The organism is Sphingomonas sp. Root720, from assembly GCF_001428605.1.
GTDB lineage: Bacteria > Pseudomonadota > Alphaproteobacteria > Sphingomonadales > Sphingomonadaceae > Rhizorhabdus.
This window is the reverse complement of sequence record NZ_LMID01000001.1, coordinates 443,389-468,550: the sequence shown is the minus strand read 5'-3', so window position 1 is coordinate 468,550 and position 25,162 is coordinate 443,389. Positions and strand designations below refer to the sequence as shown.

24 protein-coding genes are annotated in these 25,162 nt (G+C 68.1%); 11 read left to right on the top strand and 13 right to left on the bottom strand.

What is annotated here, in order from left to right; translation table 11 throughout:
• Positions 1 to 83: 83 nt before the first annotated feature.
• The gene (locus ASE22_RS02155) at positions 84 to 707 is read left to right on the top strand and encodes a helix-turn-helix domain-containing protein (RefSeq protein WP_162254002.1); all 624 of its coding nucleotides are present in this window, start codon (positions 84 to 86) and stop codon (positions 705 to 707) included.
• Positions 708 to 911: 204 nt separating this feature from the next.
• On the opposite strand, the gene ASE22_RS02150 is transcribed toward ASE22_RS02155, so the two are convergent.
• Together ASE22_RS02150 and ASE22_RS02145 are read right to left on the bottom strand one after the other, a co-directional pair.
• Positions 912 to 1,856, bottom strand: coding sequence for a helix-turn-helix domain-containing protein (locus ASE22_RS02150; protein WP_056354298.1), 945 nt, complete (start codon positions 1,854 to 1,856; stop codon positions 912 to 914).
• Between the two features lie 121 nt (positions 1,857 to 1,977).
• Entirely contained in the window at positions 1,978 to 3,087 is a 1,110-nt protein-coding gene (locus ASE22_RS02145) for an acetamidase/formamidase family protein (RefSeq protein WP_082545782.1), read from the bottom strand.
• Positions 3,088 to 3,258: 171 nt separating this feature from the next.
• Here ASE22_RS02145 and ASE22_RS02140 point away from each other — a divergent pair, with 171 nt between their 5' ends.
• Together ASE22_RS02140 and ASE22_RS02135 are read left to right on the top strand one after the other, a co-directional pair.
• Positions 3,259 to 5,595, top strand: coding sequence for a TonB-dependent receptor (locus ASE22_RS02140; protein ID WP_056354296.1), 2,337 nt, complete (start codon positions 3,259 to 3,261; stop codon positions 5,593 to 5,595).
• 22 nt (positions 5,596 to 5,617) lie between these two features.
• The gene (locus tag ASE22_RS02135; RefSeq protein WP_056354294.1) at positions 5,618 to 6,568 is read left to right on the top strand and encodes an alpha/beta hydrolase; all 951 of its coding nucleotides are present in this window, start codon (positions 5,618 to 5,620) and stop codon (positions 6,566 to 6,568) included.
• A gap of 92 nt (positions 6,569 to 6,660) precedes the next feature.
• Here ASE22_RS02135 and ASE22_RS02130 read toward each other — a convergent pair whose 3' ends face one another.
• On the bottom strand, positions 6,661 to 7,131 hold the full coding sequence (locus ASE22_RS02130; protein WP_056354291.1) for an Lrp/AsnC family transcriptional regulator: 471 nt from the start codon (positions 7,129 to 7,131) through the stop codon (positions 6,661 to 6,663).
• 124 nt (positions 7,132 to 7,255) lie between these two features.
• Between ASE22_RS02130 and ASE22_RS02125 the strand changes: the two genes are divergently transcribed.
• The 5 genes from ASE22_RS02125 to ASE22_RS02105 all read left to right on the top strand — a co-directional run bounded on the left by ASE22_RS02125 (position 7,256) and on the right by ASE22_RS02105 (position 12,823).
• Entirely contained in the window at positions 7,256 to 8,461 is a 1,206-nt protein-coding gene (locus ASE22_RS02125; RefSeq protein WP_056354290.1) for an amino acid aminotransferase, read from the top strand.
• Positions 8,462 to 8,482: 21 nt separating this feature from the next.
• The gene (locus ASE22_RS02120; protein ID WP_056354288.1) at positions 8,483 to 10,561 is read left to right on the top strand and encodes a transketolase C-terminal domain-containing protein; all 2,079 of its coding nucleotides are present in this window, start codon (positions 8,483 to 8,485) and stop codon (positions 10,559 to 10,561) included.
• Positions 10,551 to 11,828, top strand: a complete 1,278-nt coding sequence (locus ASE22_RS02115) for a dihydrolipoamide acetyltransferase family protein (protein WP_235537508.1) — start codon at positions 10,551 to 10,553, stop codon at positions 11,826 to 11,828. Before ASE22_RS02120 ends, ASE22_RS02115 begins: the two co-directional genes overlap by 11 nt.
• Before the next feature lie 16 nt (positions 11,829 to 11,844).
• Complete coding sequence (locus ASE22_RS02110) at positions 11,845 to 12,147, top strand: EthD family reductase (RefSeq protein WP_056354285.1); 303 nt, start codon at positions 11,845 to 11,847, stop codon at positions 12,145 to 12,147.
• A gap of 97 nt (positions 12,148 to 12,244) precedes the next feature.
• The gene (locus ASE22_RS02105) at positions 12,245 to 12,823 is read left to right on the top strand and encodes a TetR/AcrR family transcriptional regulator (RefSeq protein ID WP_056354283.1); all 579 of its coding nucleotides are present in this window, start codon (positions 12,245 to 12,247) and stop codon (positions 12,821 to 12,823) included.
• A 63-nt stretch (positions 12,824 to 12,886) separates the two neighbouring features.
• On the opposite strand, the gene ASE22_RS02100 is transcribed toward ASE22_RS02105, so the two are convergent.
• The 9 genes from ASE22_RS02100 to ASE22_RS02060 form a co-directional block, all read right to left on the bottom strand.
• Entirely contained in the window at positions 12,887 to 13,666 is a 780-nt protein-coding gene (locus ASE22_RS02100) for an enoyl-CoA hydratase-related protein (RefSeq protein WP_056354281.1), read from the bottom strand.
• Positions 13,659 to 14,735 (bottom strand): 1,2-phenylacetyl-CoA epoxidase subunit PaaE, encoded by a 1,077-nt coding sequence (gene paaE, locus ASE22_RS02095; RefSeq protein WP_056354279.1) that lies wholly within the window; start codon positions 14,733 to 14,735, stop codon positions 13,659 to 13,661. The genes ASE22_RS02100 and paaE overlap by 8 nt, the downstream gene beginning before the upstream one ends.
• 62 nt (positions 14,736 to 14,797) lie before the next feature.
• Positions 14,798 to 15,307: a 1,2-phenylacetyl-CoA epoxidase subunit PaaD gene (paaD, locus tag ASE22_RS02090; RefSeq protein WP_056354277.1), complete on the bottom strand. Its 510-nt coding sequence runs from the start codon at positions 15,305 to 15,307 to the stop codon at positions 14,798 to 14,800.
• 4 nt (positions 15,308 to 15,311) lie between these two features.
• On the bottom strand, positions 15,312 to 16,064 hold the full coding sequence (gene paaC, locus ASE22_RS02085) for a 1,2-phenylacetyl-CoA epoxidase subunit PaaC (RefSeq protein ID WP_056354275.1): 753 nt from the start codon (positions 16,062 to 16,064) through the stop codon (positions 15,312 to 15,314).
• Between the two features lie 7 nt (positions 16,065 to 16,071).
• Positions 16,072 to 16,356 (bottom strand): 1,2-phenylacetyl-CoA epoxidase subunit PaaB, encoded by a 285-nt coding sequence (paaB, locus tag ASE22_RS02080; RefSeq protein WP_056354273.1) that lies wholly within the window; start codon positions 16,354 to 16,356, stop codon positions 16,072 to 16,074.
• A gap of 15 nt (positions 16,357 to 16,371) precedes the next feature.
• Entirely contained in the window at positions 16,372 to 17,367 is a 996-nt protein-coding gene (paaA, locus tag ASE22_RS02075; RefSeq protein ID WP_056354270.1) for a 1,2-phenylacetyl-CoA epoxidase subunit PaaA, read from the bottom strand.
• A 129-nt stretch (positions 17,368 to 17,496) separates the two neighbouring features.
• Entirely contained in the window at positions 17,497 to 18,696 is a 1,200-nt protein-coding gene (pcaF, locus tag ASE22_RS02070) for a 3-oxoadipyl-CoA thiolase (RefSeq protein WP_056354267.1), read from the bottom strand.
• On the bottom strand, positions 18,689 to 19,132 hold the full coding sequence (paaI, locus tag ASE22_RS02065; RefSeq protein WP_056354264.1) for a hydroxyphenylacetyl-CoA thioesterase PaaI: 444 nt from the start codon (positions 19,130 to 19,132) through the stop codon (positions 18,689 to 18,691). The genes pcaF and paaI overlap by 8 nt, the downstream gene beginning before the upstream one ends.
• Complete coding sequence (locus ASE22_RS02060; protein WP_056354259.1) at positions 19,129 to 20,598, bottom strand: 3-hydroxyacyl-CoA dehydrogenase NAD-binding domain-containing protein; 1,470 nt, start codon at positions 20,596 to 20,598, stop codon at positions 19,129 to 19,131. Before ASE22_RS02060 ends, paaI begins: the two co-directional genes overlap by 4 nt.
• A gap of 105 nt (positions 20,599 to 20,703) precedes the next feature.
• Between ASE22_RS02060 and paaG the strand changes: the two genes are divergently transcribed.
• The 3 genes from paaG (at position 20,704) to ASE22_RS02045 (ending at position 24,624) form a co-directional block, all read left to right on the top strand.
• Positions 20,704 to 21,495: a 2-(1,2-epoxy-1,2-dihydrophenyl)acetyl-CoA isomerase PaaG gene (gene paaG, locus ASE22_RS02055; RefSeq protein ID WP_056354257.1), complete on the top strand. Its 792-nt coding sequence runs from the start codon at positions 20,704 to 20,706 to the stop codon at positions 21,493 to 21,495.
• A gap of 25 nt (positions 21,496 to 21,520) precedes the next feature.
• The gene (gene paaZ / locus ASE22_RS02050) at positions 21,521 to 23,548 is read left to right on the top strand and encodes a phenylacetic acid degradation bifunctional protein PaaZ (protein ID WP_056354254.1); all 2,028 of its coding nucleotides are present in this window, start codon (positions 21,521 to 21,523) and stop codon (positions 23,546 to 23,548) included.
• Between the two features lie 107 nt (positions 23,549 to 23,655).
• Positions 23,656 to 24,624 (top strand): ornithine cyclodeaminase family protein, encoded by a 969-nt coding sequence (locus ASE22_RS02045; RefSeq protein ID WP_056354252.1) that lies wholly within the window; start codon positions 23,656 to 23,658, stop codon positions 24,622 to 24,624.
• 42 nt (positions 24,625 to 24,666) lie between these two features.
• On the opposite strand, the gene ASE22_RS02040 is transcribed toward ASE22_RS02045, so the two are convergent.
• A complete protein-coding gene (locus ASE22_RS02040) occupies positions 24,667 to 25,143 on the bottom strand; it encodes a MarR family winged helix-turn-helix transcriptional regulator (protein ID WP_056356225.1) in 477 nt (158 codons plus the stop codon).
• Positions 25,144 to 25,162 lie beyond the last annotated feature (19 nt).

Below are 25,162 nucleotides of genomic sequence, written 5' to 3'. Positions count from 1 at the left end.
CCGTCAGCCGTGCGCAATTGGCGCTTGCCTAAACCGCACCGCGCGGCAATCTCATGCGCATGGCGGGTGAGAAGAGGGCGTCGATGCCGAGAGCGACTGGCAAGCGGGCGGCGGCGGCGGGGACGACCGCGCTGCCGAGCCATATGATGATCGCCAACAGCATCTACAGTGCGCGCCGCCGGCGCGGGCTGACGCTTGCCCAGCTTGCCGGCGCGACCGATCTCGACAAGGGCTATCTGTCGCGGGTCGAACGCGGTCAGAAATCGCCGTCGATCAGCACCCTGCTCAAGATCGCCGAGGCGCTGGGCGTCCAGGTGGGCCAGCTGTTCGGCGAGACGACGAGCGAGGAGGCTATTCTCGTCATCCGCCGCGACGAGCATATCGACATGAAATCGGACGAGCAGCCTGGCATGGGCCTGCTCCAGGCGATCCTCCCGGCGAGCAACCGGCGCCGCCTGAGCCTGTTCATGATCGAGCCCGGCCAGGAGGTGAACAGCCGCGCCGCCGATCATCCCGGCGACGAGACCGTCTATGTCCTGTCCGGCGCGCTCGTGATCGACTTTCCCGACCGTAGCGTCGAGCTGCGCGAGGGGGACTGCGTCCATTTCGACGGCCATTTGCGCCACGACATCCGCCAGGTCGGCCGCGCCAAGGCGCGCGCGCTGGTGATCATCGCGCAGGATCTCTCGACCCGCTCCGAAGATTGATCGCGGAAGCGATACCCCCGGAAATGCCATGAACGGACTGGCCGGTCAGCCCCGCTGGTTCGCCGATAGGCGCTGCCCCGCCGCCGTTGGCGCCGAGCGGGATCAAGACGCACGTCATATAAAACAACATGTTGCCCTAGGGGGCGGCTGGTCGTGGCGTGGGATGGGAACGGCCGGTGGAGCGATCCGCCGGCCATATTTCGATCAGCGCGCGCCGCCGCCCTGGCGATAGGCGCGCGGCGAGCAGCCATAGGCGCGGCGGAAGCTCTCGCTGAAATGCGAGAGGTTGTTGAAGCCCCAGGCGAAGGCGATCTCGCCGATCGTCCGGTGCGCGAGGGTTGGCGACAAGAGGTCGAGCCGGCAGCGTTCGAGCCGACGGCGCAGGATCACGCGCGAGACGGTCTCGCCCTCCGCCTCGAACAGCCGGGTCAGCTGGCGGGCGGACATGCCGCAGGCGGCCGCGACCATGGCGGTGCCGAGTGCGGGATCCTTGATGCGGGTTTCGATGAAGCGGTTCGCCCGCGCATAGCCCATGTGCGACGGCGTGCTCGCCCGCGACGACAAGCCGCTCGATGCAGCCGCGAGCAACGGCAGGATGCTGCCCAGGGCGATCTCCCGCTCGCTGTTGCTGATCATCGGCGCGACATCCGCCAGGCTGATCAGCGACGCCACGGCGACCCGTGCCATGCCGTCGCGGGCGAGCGGGACGCCGCACATCCGCTCCGACGGGGTGAGGTGGCGCAGGATCAGCGGGCGCGGCGCGCGCAAGGTGAGCAGAGCGGCCCGCGATCCCAGCTCGAGGCTGTAGGGCAGAGCGGTATCCTGCATGAAGATGTCGCCCGCGCGCAACTCCGACTGGTTGCCGCACTGGGTCGAGCGGCCATGGCCGGACAGCAGCACGTTGATCAGGAAGCCGGGTTCCTTGTCGTCGGCGATGCGGCGTTCGGACCGGTGCGCGACGAGCGCCGTCGCCTCGACATGCGCGAGGGCCGCGTCGCCCATCGGCATCATCATGAAGCGGCCGTCGAAGCTCGCCGATTTCTCGGGCACCACCTCGATGCCGATCAGCTTGCGGCAGACGACCTCGTGCCAATGGTCGAGGCCATGGCTCTCGATCGTGGCTGCTACTGACGACGCGCTGTGGATCATCCGGCTGTCCCCCTGCGAACGTGCCTCCCCGCTTCGCGTGGCGATCTTCGGGGATCGTCGCCATCGGCCCATGGCATTACAGCCGGTGGACAACAACTTGTCTCATGATCGCAACGGCGGATCAAGGCTGGAATATGCTCTGGGGCAGCAGCGCCGAAACCAGCGCGTGCGGCGTGTTGACGATCGAGCTGATCCGCAGGTCGCCGGCGACACTGAACAGGCAATAGGCCTGTTCGGGCGTCAGGCCGCGCTCGATCACCAGCGCGTCGACCATCGCCGCCGCGGCGTTGCGTGCCGCCAGCGTGCTGTCGATCGGGCTGACCGCGCCCCCGGCGTCGATCGGCAGGCCGGTGGTGGCGAACCACCCGGCGGAACCGATGCCGGGCGTCTCGGTCGCGGCGCAGCGATAGCTCGGGCTGTGCTGGTTCCGGCGAGCGGCCTCGCCCTTGAGCAGGCCGAAACGCGCCGTGATCGTCGCCGACGTCTCGATCGCTGTGCCGCAGCTCTCGCCGTCGCCCTGGGCGAAATGGGCGTCGCCGACCGAGAAGAGCGCGCCGGGCACCTCGACCGGCAGATAGAGCGTCGACCCCGCCACGAGCTGGCGGACGTCCATGTTGCCGCCGCTCTCATGCGCCGCGACGGTGCGCCAGGCCTCCCCGGCGATCGCGGGTTCGGAGGGAACGGCGAAGCGGGGCTCGGGCGGCAGCACCAGTGCCCGCCCGGCGATGTCCGCCTCGCGCCGGTTGACCGCGCGCAGCCGCGCGAGGCTGGGGGCGAGCCCCATCACCCCCATGAAGGGCGCGGCGGGGATGCGGATGCCGGGCAGGTCGGCGCAGGTCGCGAAGCCCTTTCCCAGCTCCCAGTGCAGCAGGAAGGGCCCCGGATAGCGATCCTGCAACAGGCCGAGGCCGGGGAAGAGCGCGGTGAAGCCGTAATCGGGGGTGACGATCTCCATGATCTCGACGACGAGGAGGTCGCCGGGCTCCGCGCCTTCGACGAAGACCGGGCCGGTCAGCACATGCGCGCGATCAAGCACCACATCGGCCATCTCGCCGGCCTTCATGGCGGGGCGGATCTGTCCGTCGAGCGAGTCGCGGGTCTCGATCTCCACCGTGTCCCCGGCGGCGATGCGCAGGGCTGGTTCGATCAACGGATGCCAGCGATTGTGCGAACAACCGGGGGCGTCGCAGATGCTGTGTCCGTGATCGACGGAAATGATGTGATGCGACATATGATCGTCTCCCGGCACGATTGGATGGGGCGATCTCTACCCGCCCGGCGGCGCTCCGCACCCCGCAACCGTACCGGCGGCGGGCTGGCGATAGTTTTTTGTCCGCTGTGCCAAAACATGGCCGGCCAAAAAGGCATAGCGTTGCCCGAGATAACCAAAAGGGGGCTCCTCATGTTGCATTTGTCCGTCTCTTCGAACCGCACGCTGCTGATGCTGGGCACGGCCTGCGTCGCCCTGGCGGCGACTCCCGTACGGGCACAGGAAGCGCACGGGGCCGCCGCCCCGGTGGAGGGCATCGCCGAGATCACCGTGACGGCGCAGCGCCGCGCGACCAACCTGCAGGAAACCCCGATCTCGATCTCGGCGCTGACCGGCGACGCGCTCGACCAGCGCGGCATCGCCGATGTCGCCGCGATCGGCGGCGCGACTCCCAACCTGTCCACGACCAGCGGCGGCGCGGGCAGCGGCGGCACCAGCAACATCCAGCTCTATATCCGCGGCATCGGTCAGTTCGACTTCCTGGCGGCGTCCGATCCCGGGGTCGGCGTCTATATCGACGGTGTCTATTATGCCCGGGCGCTGGGCGGCGTGTTCGACCTGCTCGACATCGAGCGGGTCGAGATCCTGCGCGGTCCGCAGGGCACGTTGTTCGGGAAGAACGCGCTGGGCGGCGCGCTCCAGTTCATCACCGCCAAGCCGAGCAACGACTTTGGCGGCACGATCGAGGGAACCTTCGGCCGCTACGACCGGATCAACCTGCGCGGCGCGATCAACCTGCCGATCGTCGAGGACAAGGCGGCGGCGCGCATCGCTTTCTCGTCGAAGAATGCCGACGCCTATGGCCGGCGGGTCGATGTGGTCACCGGGCAGTCGATCGGCCGCAACCCCGGCGACCAGGACAGCTTCACCTTCCGCGGTTCGCTCGACCTCAAGCCCAGCGACCGCGTCGACATCCTGCTGAGCTACGACAAGACCCGCGAGCGTCAGGAATCGCCGCCGGTCGTCAACGCCTTCATCGACACGGTGAACAGCGCCGCGCCGCTGTGGAACGCGCTGGTCGGTGGCCCGGCGGGGACGCCGTGGGATCAGCGCTATACGTCGACCGATCCCGACACCATCTACGGCACCGGCCTGACCGACAACCGGCTCGACGCCTGGGGCGCCTCGGCAATCGTGTCGGTCGATCTGGGCGCGGTGGAGGTCAAGTCGATCACCGCCTATCGCAAGATCTTCTCCCTGTTCGGGGTCGATCAGGACGGCTCGCCGCTCGACTATGCCTCGACACGCAATCGCGATCATCAGCGCCAGTTCAGCGAGGAGGCCCAGATTTCGGGCACCGGCTTCGACAAGCGGCTGAAATGGGTCGTCGGCGGCTTCTACTTCAAGGAACGGACGAACGACTTCAACCAGGCGCGGCTGCTGACCGGACTCTATCCGGCGCTCGAGGCGCTGCCGGGGCCGCTCGACGGGTCGCCGCTGTCGGCACCGACCGCGCCGGGCGGCCCGGGCAATCCCGCCAATCTCGGGCTCGACCTCAACCTCGATCTCGACACGACCTACCGGACGACGAGCTATGCGGCGTTCGGGCAGGCGAGCTTCGATATCTCGGACCGGCTCTCGCTGACCCTCGGCGCGCGCTACACCGACGAGACCAAGAAGTCCGAGCTGAGCGTGCTGCGCGTCCAGTCGAACAGCTATGTGATCGCACCGGGCTCGAAGGTCGGCCAATCCTATTCGGACTTCTCGCCGCGCGCGAGCCTCGACTACAAGGTCACCGACAACCTCTTCACCTATTTCGTCTATTCGGAAGGCTTCCGCGCAGGCGGGTTCGACGGCCGGCCGACATCGGAGGCAGAGGGGCTCCACAGTTTCAAGCCAGAACAGCTCACTTCTTATGAGCTCGGCTTCAAGGCCACCTTGTTCGACCGGCGGCTGCGCTTCAATGCCGATGCCTATTACAGCGACTACAAGGACATCCAGCTGCGCACCAACACCGTGTCCAACGGCATCCTCGTCGTCGCGACCGAGAATGCCGGCAAGGCGCGCATCCGGGGCTTCGAGGCCGAACTGACCGCCAAGCCGGTGCCCGAGATCGAGCTGACCGCGTCGGTCGGCCACACCGACTTCGACTATCGCGAACTCGGCGACGTGCCCGGGCTGACCTTCGCGTCGAAGCCGCTCAAGACCCCCGAATGGACGACCTATGCCAGCGGCCAGTACAGCCTGCCGACCGGCTTCGGCGCGCTGGTCTTCTTCGGCGACTGGAGCTACCGCACCCGCACCTTCAACGACGCGGTCAACACCCGCATCCTGTCGCAGGGAGCCTACAGCCTGTTCAATGCCCGGCTGACGGCGGATTTCGGTCAGTGGAGCCTGGCCGGGTTCGTCAACAACCTGACCGACAAGCGGGTCGTTACCGACGGCTTTACGGTCGAGGCGCTGGGCTTCTACAACACCAGCTACAACCGGCCGCGCGAATGGGGGATCACCGCGCGCTACCGTTTCTGAAGCGCGGTCCCGGGGACATAGCATGACGGTCGACGCCCAGATCCAGCCGCTGCTCGACCAGGCCGCAGCGGCCGGGCCGCCCGATTTCGGGCGGCTCACCGCGGCAGACATGCGCGTCGGGATCAACGGGATGCTGGCGTCGTTCAATGCCGGACGGCCGCCGGTCGAAGGGGTCTCGGCGCGGGACATATCGCTCCGCGCTGCGCCGCCGCTGCCCGCCCGGCTTTACCGGCCGGATGCGCTGTCGGGTCCGTCGGCGGTCCTCGTCTTCTTTCATGGCGGCGGCTGGGTGGTCGGCGACCTCGAGACCCACGACGTCTTCTGCCGGCGCATCGCGGCGCTGGTGGAATGCGCGGTGATCTCGGTCGATTACCGGCTGGCCCCCGAACATGTCTTCCCGGCGGCGGTGGACGATGCGGTCGCCGCCGTCGAGGCGGTCCTGGCGCGGGCGGGAGAACTGGGGATCGATCCCGGCCGGATAGTCGTCGGCGGGGATTCGGCGGGCGGCTCGCTCGCGGCGGTCGCGGCCCAGGCGGCGGCGAAGGCGGGGCTCGCGCTCGCCGGGCAATTGCTGATCTGTCCGTCGACCGACCTCGCCAGCCCGCCGCGGCCGGGCGGCTCGCGCGAGCGGCTGGCCACCGGCTATCTGCTGACCGATCCCGAGATATGCTGGTATGCCGACCAATATCTGCCGGCCGGCGTGGATCGCACCGATCCGCGCGCCTCGCCTTTGCTGGGGGAACTGGCCGGCCTCGCGCCGGCGATCGTCGCCACCGCCGGCTATGATCCGATCAGCGACGACGGGGTCCTCTACGCCGAGGCGCTGGAGCGCGCCGGCACGGCGGTCGAGCATCTCCATTTCCCCAGCCTTGTCCACGGCTTCAACCTGCTCGACGCTGTCAGCGCAGAGGCCGATCGCGCGGTGCGGGCGGTCGCGGAAGCGCTACGTGGACTGGTCGAGCCGGCCCGCTAGGCTCTCGTCGTCCCCAGATCAAAAATCCCGCACAGCTGTGGGCCTCCGGCGGAATGACGGGGTAGGGGCAGGCCTTGCCCCAATACCAGCCATCACACCGCGATCGCCGTCGTCGACTTGATCCGCTTCAGCGCGAAATGCGATGCAGAATGCGCCACCGCGGGCTGGGCGAGCAGGCGTCGCATCAGGAACTCCTCATATTCGGCCATGTCGCTGACGGTGACCCGGATCTGATAGTCCCACTCGCCCGACATTGAGAGACACTCCATTACCTCCTCGCGGCCGACGATGAAGGACTCGAAGGCCGACCGGCTCTCGACGTCATGTGCCTTCATCCGCACCTGGCACACCACGTCGAGCGTCTTTCCGACCGCCTGCGGGTTGAGCAGCCGGACCGTCGGGCCGAGCACGCCGGCCTCCTCCAGCGCCTTCAGCCGCCGCCAGCACGAAGCGGGAGAGGAGCCCACTTCCTCGGCCAGCGCGGCCTGGCTGATGTCGGCGCGCCGCTGCAACACCCGCAGCAGCTTGCGGTCGATCGAATCGAGCTGAACGTTTTCCATCACAAAATCCGATAATCTGAAGCGCTGATTTCATATATGGCGGTTTCGTGCCGAAGTTTGAACGGTATCTTTCGCTCGCATGCTATAAAAAATCCACAAGAAATGCTTGTGTGAGGAGCGGCCGTCGATGATTACCCTGGATGAGAAGCCCGTGGCGGCGCAGCGCTCGCTGCTCGGTCGGCTCGAACTCCAGCCCTCGGACGCGCTGCTGGCGCTGATCGGCCTGTATGCGGCCGATCCCCGCGCCCACAAGATCGACCTTGGCGTCGGCGTCTACAAGGACGAGGCCGGCCACACACCGGTGTTCGCCGCGGTGAAGGCGGCCGAGGCGAAGCTGCTCGCCGAACAGCCGACCAAGGCCTATGTCGGCCCCGAGGGCGATGTCGGCTTTTTCGCGGGGCTGGTGCCGGTCGTGTTCGGCGATTCCTCGCTGCGGGCCCGTCTCGCCGGTCTCCAGACCCCGGGGGGCACCGGTGCGCTGCGCCTCGGCGCCGAACTGATCGCCCGCAACAATCCCGACGCCGTCGTCCATGTCGGCGGCCCGACCTGGCCCAATCATGCGCCGATCTTCGCGGCGGCGGGTCTCCCCCTTCGCCAGCATCGCCATATCGACCTGTCGACGCAGGAGCTGTGCTTCGACGACATCCTAGCGGCGCTGCACGGGGCCGTGCCCGGCGATGCCGTGCTGCTCCATGGCTGCTGCCACAATCCGACTGGCGCCGATTTCACCGTCGAGCAGTGGGAGGCGCTGGGCGCTCTGATGGCGAAGCGTGGCCTGCTGCCCTTCATCGATCTCGCCTATCAGGGGCTCGGCGATTCGATGGACGATGATGCCGCCGGTGTCCGCATCGTTGCGCGCCACTGCCCGGAAATGCTGGTCGCCTATAGCTGCGACAAGAATTTCGGCCTCTACCGCGAACGGGTCGGGGCGCTGTTCCTCCTGACGCCGGACCCCCAGGCCGCGGCGGTGGTGCAGTCGAACCTACTGAGCCTCGCGCGCGCCAACTGGTCGATGCCGCCGGATCATGGCGCGGCGGTCGTGCGTCTGATTCTCGAAGGCGCCGATCTGCGCGCGCAGTGGCTCGCCGAGGTCGACGAGGTCCGTAGCCGGATCGTCGCGATGCGGCAGGGGCTGGCCGCGCTCGATCCGGCGCTCGCCTTCATCGCCCGGCAGAAGGGCATGTTCTCGACCCTGCCGCTGGCGCCCGACCAGGTGAAGGCGATGCGCGAGGATCACGCCATCTACATGGCCGGGTCCGGCCGCATCAACATAGCGGGGCTCACCCCCGCCAAGCTCGCCCCGCTCGCCGCCGCCTTCGCGGCGGTCCGCTGACCGATAGACGGAGTTTCCCCGATGGCCACCGCCGCGATCCAGCCGCCGCTCCGCAACGCGCCCGACGATACCGTCGACTGGAAGCGCGTCGCCTATCTCGTCCATCTGTCGCGCGCGCTCGACAAGATGGAGGAAACCCGCCTCGTCCCGGAGAAGGAGGTGCTCTACCAATTCTCGGCGCGGGGCCATGACATGGGGCAGATCTTGCTCGGCTGCCGGCTCGACAATCCGCAGGACGCCAGCTGCGGCTATTATCGCTCGCGCCCGCTGCTGCTCGCGCTCGGCGTCGACGTCGCCGACGCGCTCGGTTCGGCGATGGGGCGTGCCGGCGGCTATTCGGACGGCCGCGACATCGGCGTGGTGTTCAACTTCCCCAATCCGAACGGCGCCTCGGCCCTGCCGATGTGCGGCGGAGTCGGTGCGCAGTACACGCCGACCGCCGGCTGGGCGCAGGCGATCGAATATTACCGGACGGTCGTAAAGGACCCCGCCTATGACAAGGCGCTCGCGGTCGTGCTGGGCGGCGACGGATCGGTCGCGTCGAACGGTTTTTGGGCCGCGCTGACGATCGCGACGACGCAGACGCTGCCGATGCTCTTCTACATCGAGGACAACGGCTTCGGCATCTCGGTCCCGTCGACCTTCCAGACGCCGGGCGGCAACATCGCCGCCAACCTGGCGAGCTGGCAGGGGCTGAAGATATTCTCCGGCGACGGCACCGATCCCGCCGAGGCCGCGCGCCTCGTCGACGAGGCGACCGCCTATGTCCGCGACGAACGGGCGCCGGCCATGCTGCGCCTGACCGTGCCCCGGCTCCAGGGCCACAGCTTCCAGGACACCCAGACCTACAAGTCGGCCAATATCGTCGAGGCCGAATGGGCGCGCGATCCGCTGCCCAAGCTGAAGTCCTACCTGGTTCCCGCCGTGCTTGGCGAGGATGAGTGGACGGCTCTCGAGGGCGAGGCGCAGGCCGCGGCCGAAGCCGCCTGCGAGGAAGCAAAGGCGCGCCCGGTTTCGCTGCCCGAAAGCGTGATGAAGAACGTGTTCTTCGAGGGCGAACTGCAAGCCGAGGGCGGGATGGCGCTGCACGGCTATGTCGCCCCCGCGTCGACCGAGGCAGCGAAGCCCGAGGGGCAGCGCATCAACATGGTGACCGCGATCCGCCGCACCCTCGACCACGAACTGTCGATCAACGACAAGGTCGTGCTGTTCGGTGAGGACATCGGTCCCAAGGGCGGCGTCCATGCGGTGACGCTGGGCCTTCAGGAGAAATACGGCACGAGCCGTGTCTTCGACACCTCGCTGTCGGAGGAGGGCATCATCGGCCGCGCGGTCGGCATGGCGCTGGCCGGGCTGATGCCGGTGCCGGAAATCCAGTTCCGCAAATATGCCGAGCCCGCGACCGAGCAGATCAACGACTGCGGGACGATGCGCTGGCGCACCAACAACCGCTTCGCGGCGCCGATGGTCGTCCGCATCCCCGGCGGCTTCTTCAAGTGCGGCGACCCGTGGCACAGCCAGACCAACGAGGTGGCCTTCGTCCACAATCCGGGCTGGAAGGTCGCGGTGCCGTCGAACGCCGAGGACGCGGTCGGCCTGCTGCGCGCCTCGCTGCGCGGCAACGATCCGGTGATCTTCTTCGAGCATCGCAACCTGCTCGACCTCGCCTGGGCGCGTCGCCCCTATCCGGGGGATGATTTCGTCCTGCCGTTCGGCAAGGCGAAGCTGACCCGCCAGGGCAGCGACATCACCATAGTCACCTGGGGCGCGATGGTGCCGCGCTGCGAGGATGCGGCCGCGCATGTCTCCGCCGACGTCATCGACCTGCGCACCTTGATGCCGTGGGACCGCGAGGCGGTGCTGGATTCGGTCCGCCGCACCCGCCGCTGCCTGATCGTGCATGAGGATCTGCAGACCGCCGGCTTCGGCGCCGAGATCGCGGCGGTGGTCGCGGACGAGGCGTTCATGGATCTCGACGCGCCGGTCGCGCGGGTGACCATGCCCGACATCCCGAGTCCGCATAATCCGCTGCTGCTCGATTGGGCGGTGCCGTCGGTCGAGCGCATCCGCGCCAAGATCGACGAACTCATTGCATTCTGACGGGGGCACCATGGGCTATATCGACATATTCGTGCCCGCCGAGCAGGAGGGCACCAAGGCGATCGTCCGGAGCTGGCTCCGGCAGGTCGGCGAGCGGGTCGAGGAAAACGACCCGCTGGTCGAACTCGAAACCGACAAGGTGACGCAGGAGGTTCCCGCGCCGGCATCGGGCGTGGTCGCCGAGATCCTGCTGCAATCCGACGCGGAGGCCGAGCCTGGCGCTTTGCTCGGCCGTCTGCGGATCGGTGGCGACGTGGCGGAAACCGTCGAGGTTCCCGCCGCGGCCGGGGATGCCGGGGCCACGCCTGGGGAGGCGGAGCCTGCTCCGGCTCCGGCATCCTCTCCTTCGTCCGGGAGCATGGCGCTCGCGCTGTCGCCCGCCGTCCGGCGCGCGGTGAAGACCCATAATATCGATCCCGCGACGATCACCGGCACGGGCAGGGCGGGGCGGATCACCCGCGCCGATGTCGACAAGGCGGTGGCCGAGCGCGTCGCGGCCCCTGTCGCGGCAATGGCCGCGTCGAAGCCGGCCCCCGTCGCGGCGCCGTCGGACGTGCCTGTGCCGAGCGGCGGCGTGCGATCGATCCCGCACGACCGGATGCGCCTGGCGATCGCGCAGAACATGCTCAACAGCGTGACGGTGGCGCCGCACGTCACCGCGATGTTCGAATGCGACTTCAGCGCGATCATGGCGCACCGCCGCAAGCACAAGGCCGCCTTCGCCCAGGAAGGCGCCAACCTGACCTTCACGGCCTATTTCATCGCGGCCAGCGTCGCGGCGATGAAGGCGGCCCCGGCGATCAACAGCCGCTGGTACGACGACCGGCTCGACATTTTCGACGACGTCAATGTCGGTATCGGCACCGCGCTGGGCGACAAGGGACTGGTTGTGCCGGTCGTGGCGAAGTGCCAGGAACTGTCGCTGCTCGGCATCGCCAGGCGGCTGACCGACATGGTCGAGCGCGCCCGCGCCAACAAGCTGACCCCCGCCGACATGCGCGGCGGCACCTTCACCATCTCCAACCACGGCGTGTCGGGATCGCTGTTCGCGACGCCGATCATCATCAGCCAGCCGCAATCCGCGATCCTGGGGATCGGCAAGACCGAGAAGCGCGTCGTGGTACGCGAGGTCGACGGCGTCGACACCATCCAGATCCGTCCGCTCGCCTATGTCTCTCTGACGATCGACCACCGCGTGGTAGACGGGCATCAAACCAACGGCTGGCTCTCGACTTTTGTCGAGACATTGGAAAACTGGCCGCTTTGAAGGAGAGCCGATTCCCATGACCGTCAAGCTGATCGCCTTGTACAAGCAGCCCGAGGATGAAGCGGCATTCCTGTCGCACTATCACGACGTCCACATGCCGCTGGTGGCGAAGACGCCGCATCTCCAGAAAGCGGTCGTCAACCGGATCACCGGATCGCCGATGGGGGAGGCTCCCTATTTCCTGATCGCGGAGATGCACTTCCCGGATCGCGCATGTTTCGACGCGGCGATGGCATCGCCCGAGAACCGTGCCGCCGGCAAGGACCTGATGGGCTTCGCCCGCCACCTGGTGACCCTCGTCGTCGCCGAGGAAGATTGATTTCGACCGGCGGCACGCCTGACGCATCAGCGCGGTTGACGCGCCGCCAGCACCCGTTAGTCCATTTTGTCATATCGAGAGTGGTAACGGGGCTATAATGGCGCGGACGCAGGCGGCCGATTACGAGGAACGACGCGAGGCGATTGTCGAGAAGGCGGCGGAGCTGTTTGCCGAGCGCGGCTTCCTGGGCGCCTCGGTGTCCGACATCGCCAAGGCCTGCAGGACTTCCAAGTCGTTGCTCTACCACTATTATCCGTCGAAGGAGGACGTGCTCTACGCGGTCATGGCCTCGCATGTCGACGGGCTGGTCGAGAGCGTCGAGGCGGCGATGGCCGAGCAGGGCACCGCGCGCGACCGGCTGCACCGCCTGCTTCGCCTGTTCATGTCCGATTATGTGGGGGCGGCGTCGCGGCAGAAGGTTCTGCTGAACGAACTCGACAACCTGCCGCCCGAACGCCGCCTGGCGATCATCGCCAAGCAGCGCCGCATCGTCGATGCCGTACAGGGCCTGCTGGTCGAGATCGATCCCGCGCTCGGCAAGGACAAGGGCGAAGCGCGGGCGCGGACGATGTTGCTGTTCGGCATGATCAACTGGACCGGCAACTGGTACGATCCGGCCGGCCCGCTCAAGCCCGAGGCGATCGCCGACCGGGCCTTCGACCTGATCGCGGGCTGAGATCGCGCAGGAGCAGCACCGTTCGCCCCGAGCGAAGTCCAAGGACGAACGGGCTTTGTCGGCCTAACGCCCTTGCCAGACGGGCGCGCGCTTTTCCTGGAAGGCGGCGATGCCCTCGGCCTTGTCCGCGGTGCCGAGCAGCCGGATGAAGTGGACGCGTTCGGCACGCAGATGGGCATCCTCGTCGAGATCTGCCGCCGCTCGGATACTGGACTTCGCGGCGCGCAGGGCGAGCGGCGCGCGGGCGGCCAGCTTTTCGGCCAGTGCCAGCGCGTCGGCAAGCGCCTCGCCCTGCTCGGCGAGCCGCGCGATCAGGCCGATCGCCTGCGCCTGCTCCGCCCCGATGGGTTCGCCCGTCAGCACCATGTCGAGCGCCCGCGCCTGACCGACGCGGCGGGGCAGGGTGGCGGTGCCCCCGGCACCTGGAATGATGCCGAGATTGGTCTCGGGCAGACCGATCTTCGCGCCCTTGCCGGCGACGACGATGTCGGTGCACATCATCAACTCGGCCCCGGCGCCGAGGCACCAGCCTTCGACCGCGGCGATCAGCGGCTTGGTGAAGGCGCGGATCGCCGCCCAGGCGCGGAAGCGGGGCGTGTCGATCGGATCGTCGGGGCCGCTCACCGCCAGTTCGTTGATGTCGGCGCCAGCCGCGAAGACCTTGTCGCTGCCGGTGAGAACCACTAGGCGCACCGCGTCGTCGCCGTCGGCGGCCTCGATCGCCTCGGCGAGCGCGCAGAGCAGCGGCGTCGCCAGTGCGTTGCGCCGCTCGGGGCGGTTGAGGCGGAGGAGCAGGACGCCCTCGGCGGGGCGCTCGGCGATCAGGTCCTGCGGCTCAGGCATCGAAATTGAGCTCGACGTCGTCGGTCAGCGGTACCGCCTGGCAGGTGAGCACGTAGCCCGCCGCAACTTCCTCGGGCGCGAGGCCGTAATTCTGCTTCATCGTCACTTCTCCCGACACCACCTTTGCACGGCAGGTGGCACAGACGCCAGCCTTGCAGGCGAAGGGGGCGGGCATGCCGGCGGCGCGGGCATTTTCGAGAATCGAGCCCTTTTCGGCGTCGAAGGTGACGGTGCGGCGGCGGCCGTCGAGGGTCAGCTTGACCTTGAGGCCCTCGGCCTTGCGCTCCAGTTCGCGGGCGGCGGCAAGCTGTTCGCCGGTCATCTCACCGACGGTGAAGCGCTCGATCAGGATGCGGTCGCCGGGAACGCCGGCTTTCTTCAGGCCCGCCTCGACCGCGTCCATCATCGGCCCAGGCCCGCAGATGAAGGCCGCGTCAATGCTCGAGGGATCGATCAGCGGGCCGAAGATCTCGGCGGTCTTGGCGGTGTCGAGCCGGCCGTTGAACAGGGTGATGTCGTCTTCCTCGTCCTCGAGGAAATGATAGACCTCGAGGCGGCCGAGGAAGCGGTTCTTCATCGCCGCTATCTCTTCGAGGAACATGATGCTGCCGCTCGCCCGGTTGCCGTAGAACAGCACGAAGCGGCTCTTGGGCTCCTCGCGCAGCGCGGTCTTGAGCAGCGAGAGGATCGGCGTGATCCCCGATCCGCCGGCAAAGCCCGCATAGACCGCCTGGCGATCGGGATCGAAGGTCCAGGTGAAGCTGCCGTGCGGGGGCATGACCTCCATCGTCTGGCCGGCGGCGAGCGCCTTGTTCGCCCAGGTCGAGAAGCGGCCGCCGTTGACCTGCTTGATCGCGACCCGCAGCTCGCCCTCATGCGGTGCGGCGCAGATCGAATAGTTGCGGCGAAGATCCTCGCCGTCCATGTCGGTGCGCAGCGTCAGGTGCTGGCCGGGGGTGAAGCGGAAGGCGTCGCGCAGTTCCTCCGGCACGGTGAAGCGCAGCGAGACCGCGTCGTCGATCTCGCGCCGGACCTCGGCGATCTGGAGGGCGTGAAAGCCGCTGGACATGATCTACTTCCTTTTCCCCCGGGTGAGGCCGCGCTTCGGGCGCGCCGGCCGACCCATAGACTTCAGTGACATTTGAACCGGTCGAACGGCTCATGGCAGTCGGAACATTGCCAGAGCGCCTTGCAGGGGGTGGAGCCGAAGCGACTCACCTCATGCGTGCGGGTCGATCCACATTGTGGGCATTCGACGATGTCCGTCCCGCGCAAGGAGCGCCCTTCGGCGCCCTTCGGCGGCGGCGCGATGCCATAGGCGCGCAGCTTGTCGCGCCCGGCATCGCTGATCATGTCGGTGCTCCACGGCGGCGACAGAACCGTCTTGATGCCGACATCCGCCAGCCCCGCCTCGTCGAGCGCGACGCGGATCGCCAGCTCGATCGCGATCGTCGCCGGGCAACCGGTATAGGTCGGCGTGATGATCACGCTCGGCCCGCCCGCTCCCTCGGACTCCACGCCGCGCACGATGCCCAGATCGACGACCGACACGGCCGGGATCTCGGGATCGGGCACCTCGGCGAGCACCGTGTCGATCCGGTCCCGCAGCGCTTTTTCCGACAGGGCTGCTCCGGTGGACATGATCTTACCAGGTAGCTTCCGGATGGGCGCGCGGCAGCTGCTGCATCTCGGCGAGCAGGTGCGACAGATGCTCGCTGTGCCGGCCCTGGCGGCCCGAGCCGACCTGCCATACGGTGGGTGCGGCGGGCAGGGTGGCCTCGGCGAGCACGGCGGCGACATGGGCGTCGAACGCCGGGCGCAGCGCCGCCTTGTCGGCGAGGATGCCCTGGTCGACCAAAGCGCGCTGATCGTCGTCCATCGCGAACATGTCGTCGATGAACCGCCAGAACCAGTCGAAGCCCTCGACCATGCGCTCATGGCTTTCCTCGGTGCCGTCGCCGAGACGGATCACCCAGTCGGCCGCGATGTCGGCATGGTAGCGCACTTCCTTGACCGCCTTGGCGGCGATCTCGGCGATGCGCGGATCGGTCGACTTCACGAGCTGTTCGAACAGGGCGAGCTGATAGGTCGAGAAGAGGAACTGGCGTGCCATGGTCTGGCCGAAGTCGCCGTTCGGCTGTTCGACCAGCAGGCTGTTGCGGAACTGCTCGCCGCCGCGATGGAAGGCGAGGCGGTCGCCGTCGCGGCCCTTGCCCTCGACCTCGCCGGCATAGTTGAGGAACAGGGTCGCCTGACCGATGAGGTCGAGCCCGAGGTTCGACAGGCTCAGGTCGACTTCGACCGAGGGAGCCTTGCCGCACCATTCGCAGAGGCGCTGCCCGAGGATCAGGCTGTCGTCGCCCAGCTCGAGCAGGCTTCGGAAGAGAATGTCGCTCATCGCTGCCTCACATGTGCTTTATGGCGTCGGGCAGTTCGTAGAAGGTCGGATGGCGATAGATCTTGGTCGCCGCCGGCTCGAACAGCTCGCCCGCCTGGTCGGGGTCGGACGCGGCGATGTCGGTCGACTTGACGACCCACAGGCTCACGCCCTCCATCCGTCGCGTATAGGTATCGCGCGCATGGCGCAGTGCCATCTCCGCATCCGGCGCGTGGACCGAACCCGCATGACGATGATCGAGCCCGCCGCGCGCGCGGACGAACACTTCCCAAAGTGGCCAATCCTTGCTCATCTTCTCTATCCTTCCTTAGGCCGCGACGGCCGAGCGGGCGGCACGCTTCGCTTCATGGGCATCGGCCGCGGCGCGCACCCACGCACCGTCGTCCCAGGCGGCACGACGCGCCTTCAGGCGCTCCTTGGCGGTCGCTCCCTCGCCGCGCACGACGGCGTAGAACTCGTCCCACTCGATCGCGCCGAAATCATAATGGCCGCGCTCCTCGTTCCACTTCAGGTCGGGATCGGGGATGGTCAGGCCGAGCAGTTCGGCCTGCGGCACGGTGGCGTCGACGAACTTCTGGCGCAGCTCGTCGTTGGTCTCGCGCTTGATGCGCCAGCGGATCGACTGCGCCGTGTTCGGCGAATTGTCGTCGGACGGGCCGAACATCATCAGCGACGGCCACCACCAGCGGTTCAGCGCGTCCTGCGCCATCGCCTTCTGCTCGGGCGAGCCGTTGGCCATCGTCAGCATGATGTCGAAGCCCTGCCGCTGGTGGAAGCTCTCTTCCTTGCAGACGCGGACCATCGCCCGGGCATAAGGGCCGTAGCTGGTCCGCTGCAGCGGCACCTGGTTCATGATCGCGGCACCGTCGACCAGCCAGCCGACCGCACCGATGTCCGCCCAGTTGAGCGTCGGATAGTTGAAGATGGTCGAATATTTGGCGCGACCGCTGTGGAGCGCCTCGATCATCTGCTGGCGGCTCGTGCCCAGCGTCTCCGCCGCGCAGTAAAGATAGAGGCCGTGGCCGCCCTCGTCCTGGATCTTGGCGAGGAGGATCGCCTTGCGCTTCAGGCTCGGCGCGCGGGTCAGCCAGTTGCCCTCGGGCAGCATGCCGACGATCTCGCTATGCGCGTGCTGGGAAATCTGGCGGGTCAACGTCCGCCGATAGGCCTCGGGCATCCAGTCCTTCGGCTCGATGAATTCGTCGGCCGCGACGCGCGCCTCGAAGGCCGCGATCAGCGCAGGGTCCTCGCCGCCGATCGGCGTGGGGGCAGTGGCCGTCTTGTCGAGTTCCGTCGTGTACATGGGCGAATCTCCTTGATGACCTGCACTATATAATTAACCGACCACCCGGTCAATCAATTTTCCCGGGGCCGATTGCGGACCCTCGATCGCCCCGGACGGCTTGGACCGCGGCGATCGAGGGCCGAGCTTTCACACCCGTTCGATGGCGAGGGCGATACCCTGGCCGACGCCGATGCACATCGTGCAAAGCGCTTTCGATCCGCCGCTGCGCACCAGTTCCTCGGTGGCCGAAAGAACCAGGCGTGCCCCCGACATGCCCAACGGATGACCGAGCGCGATGGCTCCGCCATTCGGGTTCACATGTGCCGCATCGTCGGGCAGGCCGAGTTGGCGGAGCACGGCGAGGCCCTGGCTGGCGAAGGCTTCGTTGAGCTCGACGACGTCCATCGCGCCGATGGCGAGGCCGAGCCGCTCGAGCAGCTTCTGGCTGGCGGGGGCCGGGCCGATGCCCATGATCCGCGGCGGGACGCCCGCCACCGCTCCGCCGAGCACCTTCGCGCGCGGGGTCAGGCCATATTTCTCGACCGCCGCCTTGCTGGCGACGATGATCGCGGCGGCGCCGTCATTGACGCCGCTGGCGTTCCCCGCGGTGATCGTGCCGTCGGGGCGAACGATCGGCTTGAGCTTGCCGAGCGTCTCGACGCTGGTCTCGCGCGGGTGCTCGTCGCGGTCGACGAGGATCGGGTCGCCCTTCTTCTGGGCGATCGACACCGGCACGATCTCGGCCGAAAGGCGGCCATTGGCCTGGGCCGCGGCGGCGCGGCGCTGGCTCTCGACCGCGAACTTGTCCTGGTCGGCGCGGCTGACCTGGAATTCCTGCGCGACGTTCTCGGCGGTCTCGGGCATCGAATCGATGCCGAACTGCTGTTTCATCAGCTTGTTGACGAAGCGCCAGCCGATCGTCGTGTCATAGACCGCGTTGGCGCGGGAGAAGGCGCTTTCGGCCTTCGGCATGACGAAGGGCGCGCGCGACATGCTCTCGACGCCGCCGGCGATGATCAGGTCGGCCTCGCCGGCCTTGATCGCGCGGGCCGCATAGGCGACCGCGTCCATGCCGGATCCGCACAGGCGGTTGATCGTCGTGCCAGGGGCGTCCTCGCCGAGGCCGGCGAGCAGGGCCGCCATCCGGGCTACGTTGCGGTTGTCCTCGCCCGCCTGGTTGGCGCAGCCGAACAGGATATCGTCGATATGCCCGACGATGCCGGGATTGCGCTCGCGCAGCGCCCGCATCGGGATTGCGGCCAGGTCGTCGGCGCGGACCGCGGCGAGGCTGCCGCCATAGCGGCCGATCGGGGTACGCGCTGCGTCGCAGATATAGGCGTCAGCCATGGGAATCTCCTTCGGAATCGTCGATGATCGGGCCGCCTACCGTGCGGGAGTGGCCCTGGAACTGGGCGACCGCACGACCGTCGCGGGTGCGGATGGCGACGCCGTAGGCGCCGCTGCGGCCGGCCATAGCGGCTTCACTCGCTTCGGCAACCAGCTCCTCGCCGGGATGGGCCGGGGACAGGAACAGGATCGAGGCGCCCTGCGCGACCGTCGCCACGTTGCGGCTGTTGCAGGCATAGGCGAAGGCGGTGTCGGCCAGTGCGAAGATCATGCCGCCATGGATCGAGCCGAGGCCGTTGGTCATGTCCGGCCGGATTTTCATCGCGATGCGGGCATAGCCGACCCGCGCCTCCTCCAGCACGATATTCCAGACCGGCGCCGTTCCCTCCTGCGCGAGCAGACGTTCGGCGACGCGGTAAGCTAGGGCGTCGCTCATGCGGGCTCCGACATGCCGATGGCGGGGGAAGGCGCGTAGATCGCATCGCCGGTCGCGGCGGCGATGTTCGACAGCACCGAGCCGAGCCGGGCGGTGCCGAAACCCCGCGCCCAGTCCAGCGGACCCTGGGGATGGTTGGCGCCGAAACGCATCGCGGTATCGACCCCGGCCGCGTCGGCGATGTCGTCGGCGAGCGCGTCGAAGCCCGAATTGGCCAGCTGGGCGAGCGTGCGCAGCACGACCTGGCCCGGCCGGTCGGGCAGCGCCAGCAGCTGCTTGCCGACCAGCTTCGCGAAACCGGCGGCCAGCGCCAGCGCCTCCGCGTCGCGCGTGGTGACGATCAGGGTCGGGGTGGCGGCGAGGTCGCGGGCGGCGTCGAGCAGGATATCCACATCCGCGCGGTCGGCGAGGCGGCGGCCGTCGCCCATCGCCAGCAGCTTGCCATCGATGCGAAGCGCTCCGGGTTCGATGTCGGCGGAGCGGGCCACGGTGCCGCCGGCTGCCTCGGCCAGCGCGATCAGCGGCTCGATCTCGCCCGCATCAGGGCCGGCCTCGATGCTGCCGGGCACCGCGCCGGGTGCGACGAAGGGTGGGGCGGGGAGGTCGGCGGCGTAATCATAGACGCCCTTGCCGCTCTTGCGGCCGAACTGGCCGGAATCGTAGATCGCCTTCTGGCTTGCGTGCGTGCGGAAGCGGGTCTTGCCGGCATAGCCCTCGAACACCTGGCAGGCGACGGTGTAGTTGATGTCGTGGCCGATCAGGTCGGCGAGCACGAGCGGGCCCATGCGGAAGCCGCCCGCGCTTTCCAGCGCATGGTCGATCAGGGCCGGGTCGATCCCCTCTCCGAGGGCGGCGAAGCCTTCGCCATAATAGGGACGGGCGACGCGGTTGACGATGAAGCCCGGCACGTCGCGGACGCGAACGGGAAGCTTCTTCCAGCTGCGCATCAATGCTTCGAGCGTGTCGATCACGCCGGGCGCGGTGCGCGAGGAGGCGATCAGCTCGACCAGCTTCATCGCGGGGACGGGGTTGAAGAAATGGAGGCCGGCGAAGCGTTCCGGCCCCGGAACACCCTCCGCCATCGCCTCGATCGACAGCGAGGACGTGTTGCTGGCGAGGATCGCGTCGGGCGCGACATGCTCGGCGAGCGCGCGGAACAGGCCGGTCTTGACGTCCATCCGCTCGACGACCGCTTCGACCGCCAATGCCGCCGGCGCGGCGCTGGCGACGTCGGTGCTCCAGCCGATCCGGTCGGCGATCGCGGCGGCGGCGGCCTCGTCGACGGTGCCGCGCTTCACCAGCGAGGCCAGCGACCTGGCGATACCCTGCCGCCCGCGCTCCAGCGCGGCTTCCTGGGTGTCGATTACCCGAACCGAGTGGCCTGCCTGCGCCGCGACCAGCGCGATTCCCGCGCCCATCGTGCCCGCGCCGACCACGGCGATGATGCTTTCCGTTCCGATCGTCATAAACTCTCTCTGCGGCATCAGATAAGATGTATCTAGTCTCCAAATTATCCCTTGCCAATAATTGTCTGACCGGGCAGTCTATTAAAAGGAAGTCGAGGATCGTCTATGGCCTATGAAACGATTGAGCTCGTCGTCGAGGACGGCGTAGCCCGTCTGACGTTGAACCGGCCGGACCGGTTGAACAGCTTCACCGTGGCGATGCACGAGGAGGTCGCCTCCGCGCTCGGCACGATCGAGAGCGATCCCGCGATCCGCGCAATGCTGCTGACCGGCGCGGGGCGTGGTTTCTGCGCTGGGCAGGATCTTGCCGACCGGGCGGTGGCGCCCGGCGGGGAGGCGGTCGATCTCGGCGCCTCGGTCGAGAAATATTACGCGCCGCTCGTCCGCCGCCTCGCGGGGATGGACAAGCCGGTGATCTGCGCGGTCAACGGTGTTGCCGCCGGTGCCGGCGCCAACATTGCCTTCGCCTGCGACATCGTCTTCGCGGCGCGCAGCGCCAAGTTCATCCAGTCCTTCGCCAATATCGGCCTGATTCCCGACTCGGGCGGCACCTGGGTGCTGCCGCGTCTCGCGGGGCAAGCGCGCGCGCTGGGGCTTGCGATGACCGGCGATCCGCTGCCCGCCGAGAAGGCCGAGGAGTGGGGCCTGATCTGGAAGTGCGTCGACGACGAGGCGCTGGCGGAGGAGAGCATGAAGCTCGCCCGCAAGTTCGCCAGCGGCCCGACGCGCGGCCTGGTCGCGACCAAGCATCTGATCCGCGGCTCGATGATGAAGACGCTCGACGAGGAACTCGTCATCGAAGGCCGCTGGATGCGCGATCTCGGCTTCAGCGACGACTATCGCGAGGGCGTGAGCGCTTTCACCGAGAAGCGGGCCCCCAGGTTCACCGGGCGCTGACGCCCGTTCCCAGATTGAGGAAGCCATGACCAAGACGCTCAACAACTATGCCGTCGACCAGTGGGTCGCGAGCACCACCGAGAAGCTGCCTGTCCTGTCGGCGATCGACGGGTCGCTGGTCGCCGAGGCGGGCAGCAAAGGACTTGATTTCGCGGCGATGCTGCGCCACGCCCGAGAGGTCGGCGGCCCGGCGTTGCGCAAGATGACCTTCCACGCCCGTGCCCGCGCGCTCAAGGCGCTGGCGCAGGCGATCATGGCCCGCAAGGAAGAGCTGTACGCCCTGTCGGCTTCGACCGGCGCGACGCGCGTCGATGGCTGGATCGACATCGAGGGCGGGGCGGGCACGCTGTTCACCATGTCGTCGCGCGGCCGCCGCGAGCTGCCCGACGACGTCATCCTGACCGATGGCGACCTCGAGCCGATCGGCAAGACCGGCAGCTTCGTCGGCCAGCATGTCTACACCTCGCTCCAGGGCGTCGCGGTCCACATCAACGCCTTCAACTTCCCGGTCTGGGGCATGCTCGAGAAGCTCGGGCCGACGCTGCTCGCGGGCGTGCCGGCGATCGTCAAGCCGGGCACCGCGACCTGCCAGGTCACCGAACATGCCGTCCGCATCATGATCGAGGCCGACGTGCTGCCGCCGGGCGCGCTCCAGCTGATCGTCGGCGGCGTCGGCGACCTGCTCGACCATCTGACCTGCCAGGACGTCGTCTCCTTCACCGGATCGGCGGCGACCGCGATGAAGCTCCAGACCCACCCCGTCATCGCGCGGGAATCGGTGCGCTTCGTGGCCGAGCGCGATTCGCTCAACGCCTCGATCCTCGGTCCCGATGCGGCGCCGGGTACCCCCGAGTTCGACCTGTTCGTCAAGGAGGTCGCGCGCGAAATGACGGTGAAGGCGGGGCAGAAGTGCACCGCGATCCGCCGTGCGTTCGTGCCGGCCCAGTGGCTCGACGCCGCCGAGGAAGCGCTGAAGGGCCGTCTCGCCAAGGTCGTCGTCGGCGATCCTGCGCAGGAAGGCGTTACCATGGGGCCGCTCGCCGGCATGACCCAGCTCAACGACCTTCGTGCCAAGGCGCGGGAATTGGCGACCGAGGCGACGCTGGTCTTCGGCGACATCGACACGGTCGCAGTGCAGGGCGCCGACGGTACCAAGGGCGCGTTCGTCTCGCCGCTGCTGTTCCGCCGCGACGACCCCTGGACCGCCAAGCTCGTCCATGACGTCGAGGCGTTCGGCCCGGTGTCGACGCTGATGCCGTATACGGATTTCGAGGACGCGATCGCGCTCGCCAATCGCGGTCTCGGCTCGCTCGCGGTTTCGCTGTTCACCTATGACCCGCAGGTCGCGCGACGGTTCGTGATCGGCGCGGCCGCCTATCATGGCCGCATCGTCATCCTCGATCGGGACAGTGCGAAGGAATCGACCGGTCATGGCTCGCCGCTTCCCATGCTGGTCCATGGCGGCCCCGGCCGCGCCGGTGGCGGCGAGGAAATGGGCGGCGTGCGCGGCGTGAAGCATTATATGCAGCGCAGCGCCCTCCAGGGACATCCGCGCAGTCTGAGCGTCGTCGCCGGCCGCTGGCTGGCAGGGGCGCCGCAGCCCGAGGGGGCGGTCCATCCGTTCCGCCAGCGCTTCGGCGAGCTCGAGATCGGCTATACGCTGCGCACCGCGTCGCGCACGATCACGCTCGAGGATATCGAGCATTTTGCCAACTTCACCGGCGACACCTTCTACGCGCACATGGACGAGGAGGCGGCCGCGGCCAATCCCTTCTTCCCGGGCCGGGTGGCGCACGGCTACCTGATCCTGTCGTTCGCGGCAGGCCTGTTCGTCGACCCGGCGCCGGGCCCCGTGCTGGCCAATTACGGTCTCGAAGGGCTGCGCTTCGTGAAGCCGGTGTCGCCCGGCGAGGCGATCAAGGTCGCGTTGACCGTCCGCAGCAAGACGCAGCGCAACGACGAATATGGCGAGGTTCGCTGGGCCGTCTCGGTAACCGATTCGACCGACGAACTGGTCGCGACCTACGACCTGCTGACGATGAACGCGATCTGAGGGCGGGGCGGGCGGTCCTCCTGGGGTCCGCCCGAGCCCGGCCTGGCTTGATCGATCGGACGGCGCATGCCTATGGACCATCGTCCCCTTTTTCGAGAGCTCCCCCGATGATCATTCTCAGCGCCCGCGACGTCCGCGAACTGCTTCCCATGACCGATTGCATCGGCCTGATGCGCGAAGCGATGACGGCGCTTTCGGAAGGGCGCACGCACCAGATGCTGCGCCAGATCTTCCCCGCGCCGGGCGGGGTCTACGGCGTCATGGGCGGGGTGATGCCGGGCAGCTACGGATCCAAGCTGATCAGCGTGGTCCATGCCGCGGCGGACGGCGTCTCGCGACCGTCGCACCAGGGCGTCGTGCTGCTGTTCGATCCCGCGACGGGCGAGCCGAGCGCGGTGATCGAGGCGGGATCGGTGACCGCGATCCGCACCGCGGCGGCGAGCGCGATGGCGACCGACGTCCTCGCCCGCCGCGATGCGACCGTGCTCGGCATCCTCGGCACGGGCGAGCAGGCGCACGGCCATGCGCAGGCGATCTGTGCGGTGCGTCCGATCGCGACGATCCGGATCTGGGGCCGCGATGCCGCCAAGGCCGCGGCGCTGGCGGAGCGGCTGGGCAAGGAGCTGGGCGTGGCCGCCGAGGTCGCGGCGACTCCGGCGGATTGCGCGCGGAGCGCCGATATCCTCTGCACGACGACCGCCGCCGCCGAACCCCTGCTGCGCAGCGAGGATATCGCGGTAGGCACCCATATCAACGTTGTCGGATCGAGCCGGGCGGGGCCGAGCGAGATCGACACGCGGCTCGTCGCCATGGCGCGCTTCTTCGGCGACAGCCGGGAATCGGTGCTGAGCCAGGGCGCCGAGTTCATCAACGCCCGCGCCGAGGGCCTCGTCACCGATGACCATTTTCTGGGCGAGATCGGCGAAGTGCTGCTCGGTCGCTGCGAAGGCCGCCGCGACGATGGCGAAATCACGATCTACAAGTCGCTCGGGCACATCGTGCAGGATCTGGCGGCGGCGCAGCATGTCGTGCAGGCGGCGGCCGGAGCCGGGCGGGGCGTGACGGCCGATCTGTAGCGCGGATTGTTCCCCGTCGTCGGGACGACGGCATGACGCCGCTCAGTCGCCCGAAGCCTTCAGATTTTCCGCGACCCGCCGGAGCAGGCTGGTGAGCTGTTCGAGCTCGGCATCGCTCATCCCGGCGAACGCCTGGCCGTAGATCGAATCGGCGCAGGCCCAGGCTTCGTTGCCGGCGACTTCGCCGGCATCGGTCAGCACCACCTCCATGACATGTTCGCGACCGGGGCGGGGGCGGCGGCGGACAAGCCCGTCTGCCTCCATTCGCTGGATGATCCGGGTCATCGTCGGCAACTTCTCGCTCGAATGCGCCGCGATCTCGCTGACGCTGGCCACCCGGTCCTGATGCAGAGTCATCAGTACCCGCCAGCGCGGCATGTCCAGGCTCGTGCCGCGCAGCATTTCCTCCATCCTGCCGCGATAGCGTCCGCTGGCCCGGGCGATCCAGTAGAAGGGCCAGCTGCGGTAATTGAACCGCTCGGCCCGGGCGGGGGGCCCCATGTCATGCTTCGCGGCCATATGTTTCTCCATGCGCCGA

Excerpts from the sequence above, each read along its gene's own strand:
- ASE22_RS02140 (WP_056354296.1), top strand. The coding sequence starts at position 3,259 with ATGTTGCATTTGTCCGTCTCTTCGAACCGCACGCTGCTGATGCTGGGC.
- ASE22_RS02045 (WP_056354252.1), top strand. The coding sequence starts at position 23,656 with ATGATCATTCTCAGCGCCCGCGACGTCCGCGAACTGCTTCCCATGACC.
- ASE22_RS02145 (WP_082545782.1), bottom strand. The coding sequence starts at position 3,087 with ATGTCGCATCACATCATTTCCGTCGATCACGGACACAGCATCTGCGAC.
- paaC (WP_056354275.1), bottom strand. The coding sequence starts at position 16,064 with ATGAGCGACATTCTCTTCCGAAGCCTGCTCGAGCTGGGCGACGACAGC.
- paaB (WP_056354273.1), bottom strand. The coding sequence starts at position 16,356 with ATGAGCAAGGATTGGCCACTTTGGGAAGTGTTCGTCCGCGCGCGCGGC.
- paaD (WP_056354277.1), bottom strand. The coding sequence starts at position 15,307 with ATGTCCACCGGAGCAGCCCTGTCGGAAAAAGCGCTGCGGGACCGGATC.
- ASE22_RS02155 (WP_162254002.1), top strand. The coding sequence starts at position 84 with ATGCCGAGAGCGACTGGCAAGCGGGCGGCGGCGGCGGGGACGACCGCG.
- ASE22_RS02135 (WP_056354294.1), top strand. The coding sequence starts at position 5,618 with ATGACGGTCGACGCCCAGATCCAGCCGCTGCTCGACCAGGCCGCAGCG.
- paaA (WP_056354270.1), bottom strand. The coding sequence starts at position 17,367 with ATGTACACGACGGAACTCGACAAGACGGCCACTGCCCCCACGCCGATC.
- ASE22_RS02040 (WP_056356225.1), bottom strand. The coding sequence starts at position 25,143 with ATGGCCGCGAAGCATGACATGGGGCCCCCCGCCCGGGCCGAGCGGTTC.
- pcaF (WP_056354267.1), bottom strand. The coding sequence starts at position 18,696 with ATGGCTGACGCCTATATCTGCGACGCAGCGCGTACCCCGATCGGCCGC.
- ASE22_RS02100 (WP_056354281.1), bottom strand. The coding sequence starts at position 13,666 with ATGCCTGAGCCGCAGGACCTGATCGCCGAGCGCCCCGCCGAGGGCGTC.
- ASE22_RS02105 (WP_056354283.1), top strand. The coding sequence starts at position 12,245 with ATGGCGCGGACGCAGGCGGCCGATTACGAGGAACGACGCGAGGCGATT.
- ASE22_RS02110 (WP_056354285.1), top strand. The coding sequence starts at position 11,845 with ATGACCGTCAAGCTGATCGCCTTGTACAAGCAGCCCGAGGATGAAGCG.
- paaE (WP_056354279.1), bottom strand. The coding sequence starts at position 14,735 with ATGTCCAGCGGCTTTCACGCCCTCCAGATCGCCGAGGTCCGGCGCGAG.
- ASE22_RS02120 (WP_056354288.1), top strand. The coding sequence starts at position 8,483 with ATGGCCACCGCCGCGATCCAGCCGCCGCTCCGCAACGCGCCCGACGAT.
- paaZ (WP_056354254.1), top strand. The coding sequence starts at position 21,521 with ATGACCAAGACGCTCAACAACTATGCCGTCGACCAGTGGGTCGCGAGC.
- ASE22_RS02060 (WP_056354259.1), bottom strand. The coding sequence starts at position 20,598 with ATGACGATCGGAACGGAAAGCATCATCGCCGTGGTCGGCGCGGGCACG.
- ASE22_RS02150 (WP_056354298.1), bottom strand. The coding sequence starts at position 1,856 with ATGATCCACAGCGCGTCGTCAGTAGCAGCCACGATCGAGAGCCATGGC.
- paaG (WP_056354257.1), top strand. The coding sequence starts at position 20,704 with ATGGCCTATGAAACGATTGAGCTCGTCGTCGAGGACGGCGTAGCCCGT.
- ASE22_RS02125 (WP_056354290.1), top strand. The coding sequence starts at position 7,256 with ATGATTACCCTGGATGAGAAGCCCGTGGCGGCGCAGCGCTCGCTGCTC.
- paaI (WP_056354264.1), bottom strand. The coding sequence starts at position 19,132 with ATGAGCGACGCCCTAGCTTACCGCGTCGCCGAACGTCTGCTCGCGCAG.